This window comes from Microbacterium sp. AB (genome assembly GCF_032878875.1).
Classification (GTDB): domain Bacteria; phylum Actinomycetota; class Actinomycetes; order Actinomycetales; family Microbacteriaceae; genus Microbacterium; species Microbacterium betulae.
Genome location: NZ_CP118157.1, coordinates 3,621,443 through 3,636,743, shown reverse-complemented (window position 1 = coordinate 3,636,743; position 15,301 = coordinate 3,621,443). Strand labels below are relative to the sequence as shown.

14 protein-coding genes, 2 tRNA genes and 2 pseudogenes are annotated in these 15,301 nt (G+C 67.6%); 7 read left to right on the top strand and 11 right to left on the bottom strand.

Annotation, left to right across the window (positions count from 1 at the left end; genetic code table 11):
- Positions 1–33: 33 nt before the first annotated feature.
- Positions 34–1,211, bottom strand: a protein-coding gene (locus tag N8K70_RS17100) for an IS3 family transposase (RefSeq protein WP_394357785.1) whose coding sequence is annotated in 2 segments (ribosomal slippage) — positions 34–942 and positions 945–1,211 — 1,176 coding nt in all. Because the reading frame shifts where the segments join, the coding sequence is not laid out codon by codon here.
- Between the two features lie 65 nt (positions 1,212–1,276).
- On the opposite strand from N8K70_RS17100, the pseudogene N8K70_RS17095 reads away from it, so the two are divergent.
- Positions 1,277–1,591: pseudogene (locus N8K70_RS17095) on the top strand (transposase); the annotation flags it as partial.
- Positions 1,592–1,616: 25 nt separating this feature from the next.
- A pseudogene (locus tag N8K70_RS17090) lies at positions 1,617–1,856 on the top strand (integrase core domain-containing protein); the annotation flags it as partial.
- Here the strand turns inward: N8K70_RS17090 and N8K70_RS17085 are convergent.
- From N8K70_RS17085 to dnaA, 10 genes are all read right to left on the bottom strand, one after another.
- Complete coding sequence (locus N8K70_RS17085; RefSeq protein WP_317141244.1) at positions 1,796–2,017, bottom strand: hypothetical protein; 222 nt, start codon at positions 2,015–2,017, stop codon at positions 1,796–1,798. The pseudogene N8K70_RS17090 and the gene N8K70_RS17085 sit on opposite strands and share 61 nt — an antisense overlap.
- Before the next feature lie 271 nt (positions 2,018–2,288).
- Positions 2,289–2,361, bottom strand: a tRNA-Ala gene (locus tag N8K70_RS17080).
- Positions 2,362–2,375: 14 nt separating this feature from the next.
- Positions 2,376–2,449: transfer RNA gene (locus N8K70_RS17075), tRNA-Ile, on the bottom strand.
- 140 nt (positions 2,450–2,589) lie between these two features.
- The gene (locus N8K70_RS17070; protein ID WP_317139554.1) at positions 2,590–2,994 is read right to left on the bottom strand and encodes a DUF3566 domain-containing protein; all 405 of its coding nucleotides are present in this window, start codon (positions 2,992–2,994) and stop codon (positions 2,590–2,592) included.
- Positions 2,991–5,561 carry a DNA gyrase subunit A gene (gene gyrA / locus N8K70_RS17065; RefSeq protein ID WP_317139553.1) on the bottom strand — a complete coding sequence of 857 codons (2,571 nt, stop codon included), beginning with the start codon at positions 5,559–5,561 and terminating at the stop codon, positions 2,991–2,993. The genes N8K70_RS17070 and gyrA overlap by 4 nt, the downstream gene beginning before the upstream one ends.
- A 50-nt stretch (positions 5,562–5,611) precedes the next feature.
- Positions 5,612–7,684, bottom strand: a complete 2,073-nt coding sequence (gene gyrB, locus N8K70_RS17060; RefSeq protein ID WP_317139552.1) for a DNA topoisomerase (ATP-hydrolyzing) subunit B — start codon at positions 7,682–7,684, stop codon at positions 5,612–5,614.
- Between the two features lie 121 nt (positions 7,685–7,805).
- Positions 7,806–8,291, bottom strand: coding sequence for a DUF721 domain-containing protein (locus tag N8K70_RS17055; protein ID WP_317139551.1), 486 nt, complete (start codon positions 8,289–8,291; stop codon positions 7,806–7,808).
- Positions 8,292–8,308: 17 nt separating this feature from the next.
- Entirely contained in the window at positions 8,309–9,490 is a 1,182-nt protein-coding gene (gene recF / locus N8K70_RS17050; protein WP_317141238.1) for a DNA replication/repair protein RecF, read from the bottom strand.
- Between the two features lie 67 nt (positions 9,491–9,557).
- Positions 9,558–10,703 carry a DNA polymerase III subunit beta gene (dnaN, locus tag N8K70_RS17045; RefSeq protein WP_317139550.1) on the bottom strand — a complete coding sequence of 382 codons (1,146 nt, stop codon included), beginning with the start codon at positions 10,701–10,703 and terminating at the stop codon, positions 9,558–9,560.
- Between the two features lie 522 nt (positions 10,704–11,225).
- Complete coding sequence (dnaA, locus tag N8K70_RS17040) at positions 11,226–12,620, bottom strand: chromosomal replication initiator protein DnaA (protein WP_317139549.1); 1,395 nt, start codon at positions 12,618–12,620, stop codon at positions 11,226–11,228.
- Between the two features lie 257 nt (positions 12,621–12,877).
- Here dnaA and rpmH point away from each other — a divergent pair, with 257 nt between their 5' ends.
- Genes rpmH through N8K70_RS17015 form a run of 5 tightly spaced genes read left to right on the top strand, consistent with a single transcriptional unit; the run spans position 12,878 to position 15,295 of the window.
- Entirely contained in the window at positions 12,878–13,015 is a 138-nt protein-coding gene (gene rpmH, locus N8K70_RS17035) for a 50S ribosomal protein L34 (RefSeq protein ID WP_043595303.1), read from the top strand.
- 17 nt (positions 13,016–13,032) lie between these two features.
- Positions 13,033–13,371, top strand: coding sequence for a ribonuclease P protein component (rnpA, locus tag N8K70_RS17030; protein ID WP_317139548.1), 339 nt, complete (start codon positions 13,033–13,035; stop codon positions 13,369–13,371).
- Positions 13,368–13,718: a membrane protein insertion efficiency factor YidD gene (gene yidD, locus N8K70_RS17025; protein ID WP_317139547.1), complete on the top strand. Its 351-nt coding sequence runs from the start codon at positions 13,368–13,370 to the stop codon at positions 13,716–13,718. Before rnpA ends, yidD begins: the two co-directional genes overlap by 4 nt.
- Before the next feature lie 5 nt (positions 13,719–13,723).
- Positions 13,724–14,761 (top strand): membrane protein insertase YidC, encoded by a 1,038-nt coding sequence (gene yidC / locus N8K70_RS17020; RefSeq protein WP_317139546.1) that lies wholly within the window; start codon positions 13,724–13,726, stop codon positions 14,759–14,761.
- Positions 14,762–14,803: 42 nt separating this feature from the next.
- A complete protein-coding gene (locus N8K70_RS17015) occupies positions 14,804–15,295 on the top strand; it encodes a Jag family protein (RefSeq protein WP_317139545.1) in 492 nt (163 codons plus the stop codon).
- Positions 15,296–15,301 lie beyond the last annotated feature (6 nt).

Below are 15,301 nucleotides of genomic sequence, written 5' to 3'. Positions count from 1 at the left end.
GGGCGTGAGGAACGAAGTGGTGACAGGTTCGGTTTAGGCCGCGAGTGTGAGCGGCTCGGCTAGCTTGGCTTCGAACTCGATGGGCGTCAACCCGCCGAGGGTGTCTTGGGCTCGCTGACGGTGGTACTTCCGCTCGATCCAGACCACGATGGCCAGCCGCAGCTCTTGCCGCGTCGCCCACCGCTGTTGGTTAAGCACGTTCGTCTGCAGCAGGGACCAGAAGCTCTCCATGGCCGCGTTGTCGCCAGCCGCGCCGACTCTGCCCATCGATCCGACCATGTCATGACGGCGCAGCTCGCGGACCATCGCGCGGCTGCGAAATTGACTGCCCCTGTCGGCGTGCAGAATGCAGCCGGCGACCTCACCCCGGCGAGTGACGGCGTTGCGGAGCGCGTCGACGGCGAGCTTCGCGGTCATCCGGTTCGAGATCGAGTAACTGACGATCCGGTTCGAGAACACGTCCTTGATCGCGCAGCAGTAGAGCTTGCCTTCGCTCGTCCAATGTTCCGTGATATCCGTGAGCCAGAGCCGGTTCGGCGCGTCCGCGCGGAACGCCCTCTGGACGTGATCATCGAACACGGGCGGGCCGGCCTTCTTGCCCTTGCCCCGCCGCCGGCGTTGCGCCGACGAGAGAATCGCGGCCTGAGAGCATAGCTTCCACGCCGTCCTGCGGCTCATCCGCCACCCTGCACGACGCGCCTCATCGGCGAGGTATCGGTATCCGAACGTGAGGTCGTCGTGGTGCGCGTCATGCAGCGCGTTGGTCCGATACGCGCGGAGGACGTCTGCGTCGCGGATGGGATCATTGCGCCAGCGGTAGTAGGGCTGGCGGGCGAGCTTGAGGACCCGGCACGACACCGTTACGGGGATCCCCGCGTCGGCGAGCTCGGCAACGAGCGGGTACGTCATTTTGGGGAGCCACCGAGTTTCAGGTTCGCTTGCGACAGATACGCCGCCGCTCGCCTGAGGACCTCGTTCTCCTGCTCGAGGAGACGAATCCGCTTCTTCAACTCGCGAGCCTCCGCGGCGTCCGCGGCGGTCTGACCGGGACGGTTGCCGTCTTCGACATCGGCCTGGCGGAGCCAGTTCTGCAGCGTTGCTTCGCTGATGCCGAAGTCGGTGGCGATCTGTTTGATGGTGACGCCACTCTCGCGGCTACGAGCGACCGCGACGACGTCCTCGCGGAACTCTCTGGGATAAGGACCAGGCATGATGACATCCTCCCCGTCAGCGCCTCCCGGCACTAACGATCAGTTGTCACCGATTCGTTCCTCACGCCCAAGCCGCGTTCGCGAAGATGTGTGGTGCTTGCCCGATTCCCGCGGGATCCGGCAAGACGAACGGTCGCCACCGGCTCAACCGCGGCGGCAACAGGCAAGCGAATTCCGCGCTCTACCGGGCAGTGATCGTGCGTATGCGCTGGCATCAGCCGACCATCGCTTATGTCGCACGACGCACCGCCGAAGGACTCTCGAAGCGGGAGATCATCCGTTGTCTCAAGCGCTACCTCGCCCGCGAGATCTACCATCTGCTGCCACCACTCGACCTCGCCCCGCATCGCGAAGAGGTCGCTCTCAGATTGCTCACCTGAACGACTTGCGAAATATAGGAGCATCAATGCCCTGGCAGAGGCATTCAACTCGCTCTTCAAGGCCGAACTCGTCCGTCACCGCGGGCCTTGGCGATCGATCGATGACCTCGAGTTCGCGGTCGCCGAATACATCGACTGGTTCAACCACCGCCGCCTGCACTCCGCGATCGGGATGATTCCTCCCGTCGAGGCCGAGCAGCACCACTACGATTCACACCAAGCGCCCGCTCGCAGCAGCGAACGAGTCAACGCGAGCCTCCGATAAACCCGGGGCGCAACATACTGCTCCCACGTCAGCGACGGGGTCTCGCACCGCACTGCATCCCGGATCTGCTCGCTCTGCTTCTGCGCCTTCTCGGCCTTCTTGGTCAGCTCGAAGTGGGCGGCCAGGTCCCCTCGCCGCTCGTAGTCCGCGATCTCCACCATGCCTCAACGGTAGGCGAATCCGAGGACATCGGCAGGGGCGCATCTCGGTCCTGACCGCCGGGGCGCACCAGGCGCACCAGGCTGGTACGACGGCTGTGCTCCTGCGTGATCTCGCGGGTCATCGAGGCACACCGGGCGCACACGACCCAACACGGACTGATACCAAATTTTACCGAATCGCTACCCTCGAGTCAGTGGCCGGACGGCGTCCAGGGGAAAGAAAGGAGGCCGTCTCTCGCGAACGAGAAACAGCCTCTAACCTGGGAAAACGTGGAGCCTAGGAGATTCGAACTCCTGACATCTTGCTTGCAAAGCAAGCGCTCTACCAACTGAGCTAAGGCCCCGAGAAGAGGAGGAGTGGGGCTACCAGGACTTGAACCTGGGACCTCTTCATTATCAGTGAAGCGCTCTAACCGCCTGAGCTATAGCCCCGTCCGCGAAAACAGAAGTTCTCAACCTGCAAGAGCATACCGGAACGGCCTACCCCGCGCCAATCGGCCGGGGTGTCGGCGACCCTCCTCCCGACAGACCGAAGCGCCCCGGCCGGGTGGCCGGGGCGCTTCGAGACGGAGTCAGTTCGAGGTGAAGCCGACGAGCAGGCCGCCCGTGATCTTGACCGCGAGGTTGTAGATGCCCGCGACCACGGCGCCGAGCACCGTCACGACCACGAGGTTGAGGATCGCGACGACGGCGGCGAACGCCATCACCTGCGGGAGCCCGAGGAACGCCGACAGCGACAGCGCGCCGTCCGAGAACATCGTGATGAACTCATCCCCCTGATCGATGAGCCCCGTCGTCTGCACCACCATGTAGATGAGGAAGAACGACACGATCGTGACGATCGCGAGGGCGACGGCCGCCAGGAAGGACAGCTTCACGGCCGACCAGAAGTCGACGTAGACGAGGCGCAGTCGCACCTGCTTCGCGCTGGTCTTGTGCGCCTGCTTCTGGGAGAGCTTGTCGGCTACTGTGCTCATGCGTCAGTGGTTCCTTCGGGGGTGTCGGATCCCGGGGCCGCCTCGTCGGCGTCTTCCCCGCTCTCGTCGCTCAGGCCGCGCTCACTGTTTCGCGCGATCGCGAGGATGCGGTCGTTCTTGTCGGGCCGGGCGAAGAGAACACCCATGGTGTCGCGTCCCTTCGCGGGTACCTCGGCCACGGCAGAGCGTACCACCTTGCCCTTTTCGAGAACCACGAGCACCTCGTCGTCCTCGTCCACGATGAGCCCGCCGGCGAGCACGCCGCGGTCGTCGTTGAGCTTGGCGACCTTGATGCCCAGGCCGCCTCGGCCCTGCACCCGGTACTCCTCGACCGCCGTCCGCTTGGCGTACCCGCCGTCGGTGACGACGAAGACGAACGTGCCCGGCGCGGCGACCGAGGCCGAGAGCAGGTCGTCGCCCTCGCGGAACGACATGCCCTTCACTCCGCTCGTCGAGCGTCCCATCGGGCGCAGCGCCTCGTCGGTCGCCGAGAACCTCAGCGACATGCCGTGGCGGCTGATGAGCAGGATGTCGTCGTCGGCGTTCACGGTGAGCGCGCTCACGAGCTCGTCGCCGTCGCGCAGGTTGATCGCGATGATGCCGCCCTGTCGGTTCGAGTCGTACTCGGTCAGGCGCGTCTTCTTCACGAGGCCGTCGCGCGTGGCGAGCACGAGGTGCTCCGCGTCGTCGTACGACTTCAGCTCGATCACCTGGGCGATCTGCTCGTCCGGCTGCAGCGCGAGCAGGTTCGCGACGTGCAGGCCCTTGGCGTCGCGCCCGGCCTCGGGGACCTCGTACGTCTTCGTCCGGTAGACGCGGCCCTTGGTCGTGAAGAAGAGCAGCCAGTGGTGGGTCGTCGTGACGAAGAAGTGCTCCACGACGTCGTCGGCGCGCAGCTGCGCGCCCTTGACGCCCTTGCCGCCGCGGTGCTGCGAGCGGTAGTTGTCGCTGCGCGTGCGCTTGATGTAGCCCTCGCGCGTGATGGTGACGACCATCTCCTCCTCCGCGATGAGGTCCTCCATCGCGACGTCGCCGTCGAAGCCATGGAGGATGTGCGTGCGCCGCTCGTCGCCGAAACGGTCGACGATGTCGGTGAGCTCGTCGCGCACGATCACGCGCTGACGCGACTCGTCGGCGATGATCGCCCGGAAGTCCTCGATCTGCGACTCGAGATCGGCGGCCTCGTCGATGATCTTCTGGCGCTCGAGAGCGGCGAGGCGTCGCAGCTGCATCGACAGGATCGCGTCGGCCTGGACGTCGTCGATCGACAGCAGGCCCTTCAGTCCCTCCCGGGCCTCGTCCACCGTTGGCGAGCGGCGGATGAGCGCGATGACGTCGTCGAGCGCGTCGAGCGCCGCGAGGTAGCCGCGCAGGATGTGCATGCGCTCCTCCGCCTTGCGCAGGCGGAACTGCGTCCGGCGCACGATGACCTCGAGCTGGTGGATGATCCAGTACTGGATGAACCCGTCCAGCGGCAGCGTGCGCGGCACGCCGTCGACGATCGCGAGCATGTTCGCGCCGAAGTTGGTCTGCAGCTCGGTGTGCTTGTAGAGGTTGTTGAGCACGACCTTCGCGACGGCGTCCCGCTTGAGGACGACGACGAGGCGCTGACCGGTACGGCCCGACGTCTCGTCGCGGATGTCGGCGATGCCGGTGACCTTGCCCTCGCGCGCGAGCTCGCCGATCTTGACGGCGAGGTTGTCGGGGTTGACCTGGTACGGCAGCTCGGTGATCACGAGGCAGGTGCGGCCCTGGATCTCCTCGATCTCGACGACGGCGCGCATCGTGATCGAGCCGCGGCCCGTGCGGTACGCCTCGTGGATCCCCTTGGTGCCGAGGATCTGCGCGGCGGTCGGGAAGTCGGGCCCGGGGATGCGCTGCATGAGGCCGTGCAGGAGCTCCTCACGGGGGAGGCCGGGGTTCTCGAGCGCCCAGAGCGCGCCGTCCGCCACCTCGCGGAGGTTGTGCGGCGGGATGTTCGTGGCCATGCCGACCGCGATGCCGACCGAGCCGTTGACGAGGAGGTTCGGGAAGCGCGCGGGCAGGACGGTCGGCTCCTGCGTCTCGCCGTCGTAGTTGTCCTGGAAGTCGACCGTGTCCTGCTCGATGTCGCGGACCATCTCGAGCGCGAGGGCGGCCATCTTCGTCTCGGTGTACCGCGGCGCCGCGGCGCCCTGGTTCCCGGGCGAGCCGAAGTTGCCCTGCCCGAGGGCGAGCGGGTAGCGCAGGGACCACGGCTGCACGAGGCGGACGAGGGCGTCGTAGATGGCCGAGTCGCCGTGGGGGTGGTACTGCCCCATGACCTCGCCGACGACGCGCGCGCACTTCGAGAACTTCTTGTCGGGGCGGTATCCGCCGTCGTACATCCCGTAGATCACGCGGCGGTGCACGGGCTTCAGCCCGTCCTCGACCCTCGGCAGCGCCCGGCCGATGATGACGCTCATCGCGTAGTCGAGGTAGCTGCGCTGCATCTCCGACTGCAGGTCGACCTGGTCGATGTGACCGTGGTTGTGGTCTGCGGCGATGTCGGGGCGCCCGTCTTCCGCGTTGAATTCCGTGTCAGTCATCTCTTCTGTCTCTTTTCAGGCATCCGGCGCTGTCCGTGGGAACGGCGTGATCAGATGTCGAGGAAGCGGACGTCCTTCGCGTTGCGCTGGATGAAGCTGCGACGGGACTCGACGTCCTCGCCCATGAGCACGGAGAAGATCTCGTCCGCCGCGGCGGCGTCGTCGATCGTCACCTGCTGCAGCGTGCGCGTCTCCGGGTTCATCGTGGTGTCCCACAGCTCGGAGTCGTTCATCTCGCCGAGGCCCTTGTACCGCTGGATGCCCGCGTCCTTCGGCATCCGCTTGCCGGCGGACGCGCCCTCCTTGAGCAGGGCGTCGCGCTCGCGGTCGCTGTACACGTACTCGTGCGGGGCGTTCGACCACTTGAGGCGGTAGAGCGGCGGCATCGCGAGGTAGACGAAACCGGCCTCGATCAGACCGCGCATGTAGCGGAAGAGCAGCGTCAGCAGCAGCGTCGTGATGTGCTGGCCGTCGACGTCGGCATCCGTCATCAGGACGATCTTGTGGTACCGGGCCTTCTCGATGTCGAACTCGGGCCCGATGCCCGTCCCGAAGGCCTGGATCATCGCCTGGACCTCTTTGTTGCCCAGGGCCTTGTCGAGACGCGCGCGCTCGACGTTGAGGATCTTGCCACGCAGGGCCAGGATCGCCTGGGTGTGCGGGTCGCGGCCGCCCACGGCCGAGCCGCCGGCCGAGTCGCCCTCCACGAGGAAGACCTCGCTGATCGAGGGATCCTTCGACGTGCAGTCCTTGAGCTTGTCGGGCATCGCCGCCGACTCGAACACGCTCTTGCGCCGGGCGGTCTCGCGCGCCTTGCGCGCGGCCATCCGGGCGGTGGCGGCGTCGATCGCCTTGCGGATGATGTTCTTCGCCTGAGCAGGGTTGCGCTCGAACCAGTCGGCGAGCTGATCGTTGACGGCCTTTTGCACGAACGCCTTCGCCTCGGTGTTGCCGAGCTTGGTCTTCGTCTGGCCCTCGAACTGCGGCTCCGACAGCTTCACCGAGATCACGGCGGTGAGGCCCTCGCGCACGTCGTCGCCCGTGAGGTTGTCGTCCTTCTCCTTGAGGAGGCCGTTCGTGCGCGCATACCGGTTCACGAGCGAGGTGAGCGCCGCGCGGAAGCCCTCCTCGTGCGTGCCGCCCTCGTGCGTGTTGATCATGTTCGCGTACGTGAAGACGTTCTCGGTGTAGCTCGTCGTCCACTGCATCGCGATCTCGACGGCCATCCGGCCGTCGGCCTGCTCGGCCTCGAGCACGACGATGTCCTCGTTCACGCGCTCCGCCTTGCGGACCTTGTTGAGGTACTCGACGTAGTCGACGAGACCGCGCTCGTAGTGGAACACGTTGTGCCGCTTGACGACCTCGGTGGAGCCGTCGGCGGTCTCGACCTCCTCCGCCGAGGACTCGCGCTCGTCGGAGAGCTCGATCCGCAGTCCCTTGTTGAGGAAGGCCGTCTGCTGGAACCTCGTCCGCAGCGTCTCGTAGTCGAAGTCGACGCCCTCGGTGAAGATGTCGGGGTCCGGCCAGAACGTGATCGTGGTGCCGGTCTCGGCGGTGTCCTCGCCCTTCTCGATCGGGCCCATCGGGATGCCGCCGCCCGAGAACGACTGCCGCCAGACGTTGCCCTGCCGCCTGATCACGGCGTCCAGGCGCGTGGAGAGGGCGTTCACCACGGAGGAGCCGACGCCGTGCAGGCCGCCGGAGACCGCGTATCCGCCCCCGCCGAACTTGCCGCCGGCGTGCAGCACCGTCAGCACGACCTCGAGGGTCGACTTGCCCTCGGTCTTGTGCAGGTCGACGGGGATGCCGCGGCCGTTGTCGACGACGCGCAGGCCGCCGTCGGCGAGGATCGTCACCACGATCGTGTCGCAGTAGCCCGCGAGCGCCTCGTCGACCGAGTTGTCGACGATCTCGTACACCAGGTGGTGCAGGCCGCGCGGCCCGGTCGACCCGATGTACATGCCGGGACGCTTGCGGACCGCCTCCAGGCCTTCGAGCACCTGGATGGCATCGGCGCCGTACTCGCCCTGCACCCGGCGGGGGCCGGGTGCGGCGTCGCCCCTCTCGTCGTGCTGGCCGTCTGCGGTCGGCTCGGACTCGTTCTGAGGGGTATCGCTCGTCATAGGAAGAAGTGCTCCACATCTGGGATCGGCAGCCCTCCGAGTCTACCGTGCGGAACCCTCTCCCACCGCCTGAACGGCCCTCTCACGCGAGAAAAGCCCGGGCAACGGGTCCGGACCCGTTCTACCCGTAGGTATCGCGCGGGCCGCGCCCTGGAACGCGCCTGATGCCGTGATTCCACGAGGGCACGTCGGGCCCGAAGAAGCGGATGTCGGTCACGCCCGCCTCGGGGTAGAGCTGGATCACGCGCGTGAGGAAGTTCGCGCGCATGAGATGCATCTGCTTGCTGCGCGGCGTCGAGTCGCAGCGCACGACGACGACGCCGTTGGCGAACGTCTCGATGTGGGAGTGCGCCGCGTTGTCGCCGCCGGCGATCTCCTCCCAGTTCAGGGCGAGGTCCTCGCGCTGGAGGTGCGGCTCCCATCCGCTCGAGCGGGTGAGCACGTCGAGCGCCTCCCCGAGCGGCTTCGGGTCGCGTCCCGGCGCGAAGGGGGCGTTCTCGTCGTCCTCGTCGACGGGACGTCGCGTGCGCCGGTAGCGCTTGCTCGGCTCGAGCCCGCGCAGGCGCAGGTACGTCGCGATCGTCTCGGGGACCTCCGGCTCAGCCATCCGACCCCTCCGGCTGCTCAGTCATCGGTCGCCTCCGGCGAGAGGGGATGGTCCGAGAGCGGGCCGAGGACGCGGCCGGCCTCGATGCGGACGGCGTTGGCGCGCAGCTCCGCGGGCACGTCGTCGGCGACCGCCGCGGTGACGAGCACCTGCTCGAAGTCGGCGACGACCCCTGCCAGCCGAGCTCGACGCCCGGCGTCGAGCTCGGCGAACACGTCGTCGAGGATGAGGACGGGATCCCCGCCCTGCGACTCGGCGCGCAGCAGCTCGGCGGAGGCGAGACGCAGCGCCAGCGCGACGGACCACGACTCCCCGTGGGACGCGTACCCCTTCACGGGCAGGCCGCGCACCGTGAGGAGGAGGTCGTCGCGATGGGGGCCGACGAGGGTCAGGCCGCGCTCGATCTCCTGCGCGCGGCGTGCCGCGAGCGCCGCGCGGAACAGGTCCTGCGTCGTCCCGCCGCCGCCCTCCTGGCGGTCGTCCCCCTCCTCGGGGTCGCCGCCGCGCACGGACAGCGCCCACTCCAGCCCGGGGCCGTGATCGTCGCCCGCGACGCCGGCGTAGGCCGCGGCGAGCGGTCCGGCGAGGTCGTGGGCGAGACGGACGCGCGCATCGATCAGCTCGGAGCCGAGCGAGACGAGCTTGTCGTCCCACACGTCGAGCGTGGAGAGCTGGGCGCCCGCGACCCCCCGCGCCCGCGCCGACTTCAGCAGCGTCGTGCGCTGCCGGAGCGTGCGCTCGTAGTCGGAGATGACGCCGGCCATCCGCGGAATGCGCTGGACGAGCAGCTGGTCGGCGAACCGCCTCCGCTGGGAGGGGTCGCCGCGCACGATCTGCAGGTCCTCCGGCGCGAACAGGACGACCTGCGCGTAGCGCGGCAGCTCCGACGCTCGGACGGGCGAGCCGCTCACCCTCGCCCGGTTCGACCCCTGCTTGTTGATCTGCAGCTCGAGGGTCACGCGACGCTGCCCGTGGGCGAGCCGCGCACGGACGAAAGCGGCGTCCTTGCCCTCGCGCACGAGGGGGGCGTCGGCCGAGACCCGGTGCGACCCGAGCGTCGCGAGGTAGGCGATGGCCTCGGCGAGGTTGGTCTTCCCCTGGCCGTTGCGGCCCACGAGGACGTTCGACCCGGGCGCGAGAGACAGCTCGGCCTCCGCGTAGTTGCGGAAATCGACGAGGCTCAGGTGCTCCACGATCACAGGATCCACCCTCCCATCGGCCTCGGACGTCGCCGTCGCGGCCGGGCGGCCGCAGGACGTCGAACCCCTAGCGCAGCAGGAGGTTCGGCTGCAGCAGGTACTTGAACGAGTCCTGGCCGGCCTGGTCGACCGACGTCTGGCTCGTGACGAGGATGGGGCTGAGCTTGTTCGCGTTGTCGCTCGACGTGAACGTCACGCGCACGAACTCGCTCTTCACCGCTCCGAGCGCCTCGAGCAGGTACTGCGGGTTGAGGCCGAGGGTGACCTCGTCTCCGCCCGAGAGGTGCGCGTCGACGGACTCGGACGCACGCGCCTGGTCCCCTCCCGAGGCGTCCATCGTGACCTGCGAGGTGGAGAACGTGAAGCGCAGCGGCGCCGAGCGGTCCAGGACGAGCGACACGCGACGCACCGCCTCGGTCAGATCCGCGGTGCTGACGACCGCGTAGTGCTCGGTCTGCGCGGGGAAGAGACGACGCACCGGCGGGAAGTTGCCCTTGATGAGCAGCGAGGTGACGGTCTTGTTGCCCGCGGTGAACGCGATGATCTCGCGGTCGCCCGATCCGGAGAAGGCGATGGAGATGTTGCCGCCGTGCGAGAAGGTCTTGCCGACCTCCTGCAGCGTGCGGGCCGGGACGAGCGCCGCCGCCTCCTGCTGCCCGCCGTCCCAGGGGATGTCGCGCAGCGCGACGCGGTAGCGGTCCGTCGCGACGAGACTCAGGCTCGTGCCGGAGACCTCGAGCTGCACTCCGGTGAGGACGGGGGTGACGTCGTCGCGCGAGGCGGCGAAGGCGACCTGGGCGATGCCGGTGGCGAAGTCGTCGCCGGGCACGAGGCCGGACTCTCCGGAGACCTCGGGGATGGCGGGGTATTCCTCGACGGGCATCGACGCGAGGGCGAAGCTGGCCGATCCGCACGTCAGCGAGATGTTGCCGTCGTCGTCGGTGGAGATCTCGATCGGCTGGTTGGGGAGCCGGCTCGCGATGTCGGAGAGGAGGCGCCCGTGCACGAGGATCGTGCCGGGCTCGTCGATCGTCGCGTCGATCGTGGTGCGTGCCGACGCCTCGTAGTCGAAGGCGGAGAGGGCGAGAGCCCCGTCCTCGGTCGTCTCGATGAGCACGCCCGCCAGGATCGGCTGGGGGTTGCGCTGCGGCAGCAGCTTGACGACGAAAGAGACAGCCTCACTGAAGACGTCGCGGTTCACGTGGAACTTCACGTGTCGCTCCCCTCGAATCACACCAACGAGCGGGACAGGCCCGCGGGACTCCCCATGCTAGTGCCCCGCGCTGTCCGGCACCGTTCGAGAAGGTCATCGGAGGCCTCTGAAGAGAAAGAGATCTCTTAACCGTGTTAACCGCTGTGGAGAGTGTGGATAACTCTGTGGATGCGAGTCGGCAGTAGGGAACGACATGTGTGTGACTTGTGGAGGGGCTGTGGCGGCGCGGTGGAGGGCGAGGAGGCCGGATCTCCGCGGTCACAGGCCCGTCCACAGACCGGGGGCGTGTCCTACACAGTCTTCGAGGCGTGTCTCCTCAGTTATCCACAGGGTTGTGCACACTGGGGAGAACCGCTTATAGGGCGTCGCGAGGGGCTGCGTCAAGGCCGGGTTCAGGAATACGACACGATCCGGTCATGTGAAGGTCACGGAATGTTCGCCGGGGAGGCCGGGATGTCACGCTCGAGACGCGACGACGGCCCCGGAACACACGGTTCCGGGGCCGTTCGACGGGTCGGGCGTCTAGCGCCTGCCGAGCTGCGTCGTGATCTCCTGCACCTGGTTGTACACGGAGCGCTTCTCCTTCATCAGCTCGTTGATCTTGCGGTAGGCGTACATGACCGTCGTATGGTCGCGTCCGCCGAAGAGCTGGCCGATCTTGGGCAGGGAGAGGCTCGTGCGCTCGCGGCACAGATACATGGCGATCTGACGTGCCTGGGCCACCGACTGGGCCCGGCTGGAGCCGTGCAGGTCGTCGACCGTGAGCTTGAAGTAGCCCGCGGTCACGCTGATGATGTCGTTCGGGGAGACGACCGTGTCCTCCGCCTGGTCCACGATGTCGCGGAGGACGGTCTGGGCGAGCTCGAGGGAGACAGACGACCTGTTGAGGCTCGCGAACGCGGAGACGCGGATGAGCGCGCCCTCCAGCTCCCGGATGTTCGTGGAGACGTTGGAGGCGATGTACTCGATCACGTCGTCGGGGATGTCGAGGCGCTCGGCCTGCCCCTTCTTGCGGAGGATCGCGACGCGGGTCTCGAGATCGGGCGCCTGCACGTCGGTGATGAGCCCCCACTCGAACCGGCTGCGCATCCTGTCCTCGAAGCCCGTCAGAAGCTTGGGCGCGACATCGCTCGTGATGACGACCTGCTTGTCGTGGTCGTGCAGCGTGTTGAACGTGTGGAAGAAGGACTCCTGCGTCTCCGCCTTGCCCTGGAGGAACTGGATGTCGTCGATGAGCAGGATGTCGACCTCGCGATAGCGCGCGTTGAAGGCGGCGCCGCGGTTGTTCGCGATCGAGTTGATGAAGTCGTTCGTGAACTCCTCGCTCGAGACGTAGCGCACGCGTACGCCGGGGTACAGGTTGAGCGCGTAGTCGCCGATCGCGTGGAGGAGGTGCGTCTTGCCGAGCCCGGAGTCGCCGTAGATGAACAGCGGGTTGTAGGCCTTCGCCGGCGCCTCGGCCACCGCGACGGCCGCGGCGTGCGCGAACCTGTTGGACTGTCCGATGACGAAGTTGTCGAAGGTGTACTTGGGGTTGAGGCGCGTGTCGTCGCGCGACGGGGGCTGAGGCGTGGAGGATGCCCGCGAGACGGGTCGCGTCGGCGCCTCCGGGGAGGGGGGAGGCAGCGGTGCGTCCGCCCTGGTCCCGGTGAGCTCGGGGTTCACGGAGACCCGGAACGACTTCGCGTCGGCGCCGATGCGCTCGAGGGCCTCCATGATGGGCTCCCGCATGCGCTTGGTGATCTGCGCGGCCGTGAGATCGTTCGGGACGTCGATGTAGAGGGTGCCGCCCATCACTCCCTGCGGCACGGCGAGGCTGAGATAGCCCTCGAGGAGGGGCGTGATCCGATCGTCGCCGGCCAGCTCGGCCAGCACGGTGCGCCAGACGGGGACGTCCGGGATCTCGTGTGCGCTCATGGCCCCCCTAGCCTGTGGATAACTCCGTGACACGCTAGTGGATGTCCGGCGATCGGCAAACTCCGGATGACCGCCCGATGGCGTGTCCGTGCGGCGATGTACCTCCTGCTGTGGAGAGACTGTCAGGTTGTGCGCTTCATTTGCGAGATCCGTCCCGCTCGGCGTACTCTAAGTCGGTTGACCTATGCCCTCGCGGGCTCCCCAACTCTCGTCTCCGGTCACCGCGATTCCGGTGACCATCCTTCCGGAGTGATTCCATGAGCAAGCGCACTTTCCAGCCCAACAACCGCCGCCGCGCCAAGAAGCACGGCTTCCGCGCTCGTATGCGCACCCGTGCCGGCCGCGCGATCCTCGCCGCGCGTCGCGGCAAGGGACGCACCGAGCTCTCGGCGTAGTCTGCGCGAACGAGCTCGTGCTCGCGCGGCCGCATCGCCTCACTCTCGGCATCGACTATCGCTTCGTCGTACGCCGGGGCGCTCGATGCGCCGGTCCGTCGACGGTGACGCACGTCGTCCACTCCGGTGAGGAGCGGGCGGCGCGTTTCGGCTTCATCGTGAGCAAGGCGGTCGGCAACGCGGTGACGCGGAACACGGTGCGCAGGCGTCTCAAGGCGGTGTGCGCGGAGGCTCTGCCGAGCGTGCGACCCGGTGCCGACGTCGTGATCAGGGCGCTGCCCTCCGCCGCGACCGCCACCTACCGCGAGCTGAGCTCCGAGGTGACGCGCTGTCTCGCGCGCAGGGCCGCCGTATGAGCGTCCTCCCGGCATCGGCGACGGGCGCGGCGAGTCTCCACGGATCCGACCTCCTCCGGGCCCTCCCGCTCGTCCCGCGGAATCTCGGCCTCGCCCTGCTCCACGGCTATCGCGCGACCATCTCCCACACGTACGGCGACGTCTGCCGCTACTACCCCTCCTGCTCCGCGTACGCCGTCACGGCGGTACAGCAGCACGGACTCGTGAAAGGATCGGGGTTGGCGGCGATGCGTATCGCCCGGTGTCATCCCTGGGCCGCCGGCGGCGAGGACGATGTGACGCCGCACCCGCACTTCCGCTACGACCTCACCCGTCACGGCTTCGTCGTGCCGCTACGAAAGGACTGACCTCCGTGGACTTCCTCGGAATCATCCTCTGGCCCATCCGCTGGGTCATCGAAATGATCCTCGTCGGCTGGCACGCCGTTCTCACCTTCCTCGGCATGCAGGTCGACGGCGGCCTCACCTGGGTGATGTCGATCGCCGGCGTCGTCGTCGTCGTCCGCTCCGCTCTCATCCCCCTCTTCGTGAGGCAGATCAAGAGCCAGCGCAAGATGATGGAAGTCGCGCCGGAGATGAAGAAGATCCAGGACAAGTACCGGGGCAAGCGCGACCAGCTCTCGCGCGAGGCGATGAGCCGCGAGACGATGGCCCTGTACAAGAAGCACGGCACGACGCCGGTGAGCAGCTGTCTCCCGCTGCTCGTGCAGATGCCGGTCTTCTTCTCGCTCTACTACACGCTCTACGACATCAAGAACCACGCAGCACAGGGCGTCGGCGGCGTCGGCCTGCTCAGCGCGGACCTCACGCAGCAGTTCAACGACGCGAAGCTGTTCGGCGTTGCTCCGCTGAGCGAGACGCTCGTCGACGCCATCCAGACCCAGCCCGAGGGATGGGTGGCCACGACGATCATCCTCGTCATCATGGTCGCCCTGATGATCGCCACGCAGTTCTTCACGCAGCTGCAGATCGTGTCGAAGAACCTCTCGCCGGAGGCGAAGACCGGTCAGGCATATCAGATGCAGCGCATCATGATCTACATCATCCCGTTCGCGATGATCTTCTCCGGCGTGTTCTTCCCGCTCGGCGTCGTCTCCTACTGGTTCTTCAACAACCTCTGGACGATGGTCCAGCAGTTCCTCGTCATCCGCGAGATGCCGACGCCCGGCTCCGACGCCGCGAAGGCCCGGGAGGAGCGTCTCGCGCGCAAGGGCAAGGCGCTCAACAGCCAGGGCAAGGTCGTGACGGTCGCCGAGTACGAGGCGGAGCAGCAGGAGCTGCTGCGCAAGGCGGAGGAGCAGCGGGCGAAGCAGGCGAAGCGCCAGCAGCCCATGAGCGCGAAGCGCGCGAAGAAGCAGAAGGGCCCGGGCGACCCCGCCGCGGCAGGCTGACGCCGTGCCGCGCATCGACTCGACCACCGGAGAATGGACGCCATGAACACCACGACGCCGGCGCAGGACGCGCCGACCGACGCCGACCTCGAGCAGGAGGGCGACATCGCGGCGGACTTCATCGAGGGCCTGCTCGACATCGCAGACATCGAGGGCGACCTGACTCTGGACGTGCGTCAGGGCCGCGCGTACGTGTCGGTGGAGTCTGACGACGACTCTCTCCGGGTGCTCTCCCACCCCGACACCGTGCAGGCGCTTCAGGAGCTGACCCGTCTCGCGGTGCAGAGCGAGACGGGCGCCTTCTCGCGGCTCATCCTCGACGTCGGAGGATCCCGTGACGAGCGCCGCCGTCAGCTGGAGAAGCTGGTGGACGCCGCGCTCGTGAAGCTCGAGGAAGGCGCGACGCAGGCGTCGCTGCCTCCGATGTCGTCGTACGAGCGCAAGCTCGTGCACGACGTCGCGGCCGACCGCGGTCTCGTGTCGGAGTCGTACGGCGAGGGCGCCGACCGCCACACGGTCGTCCGTCGCGGATAATCGACA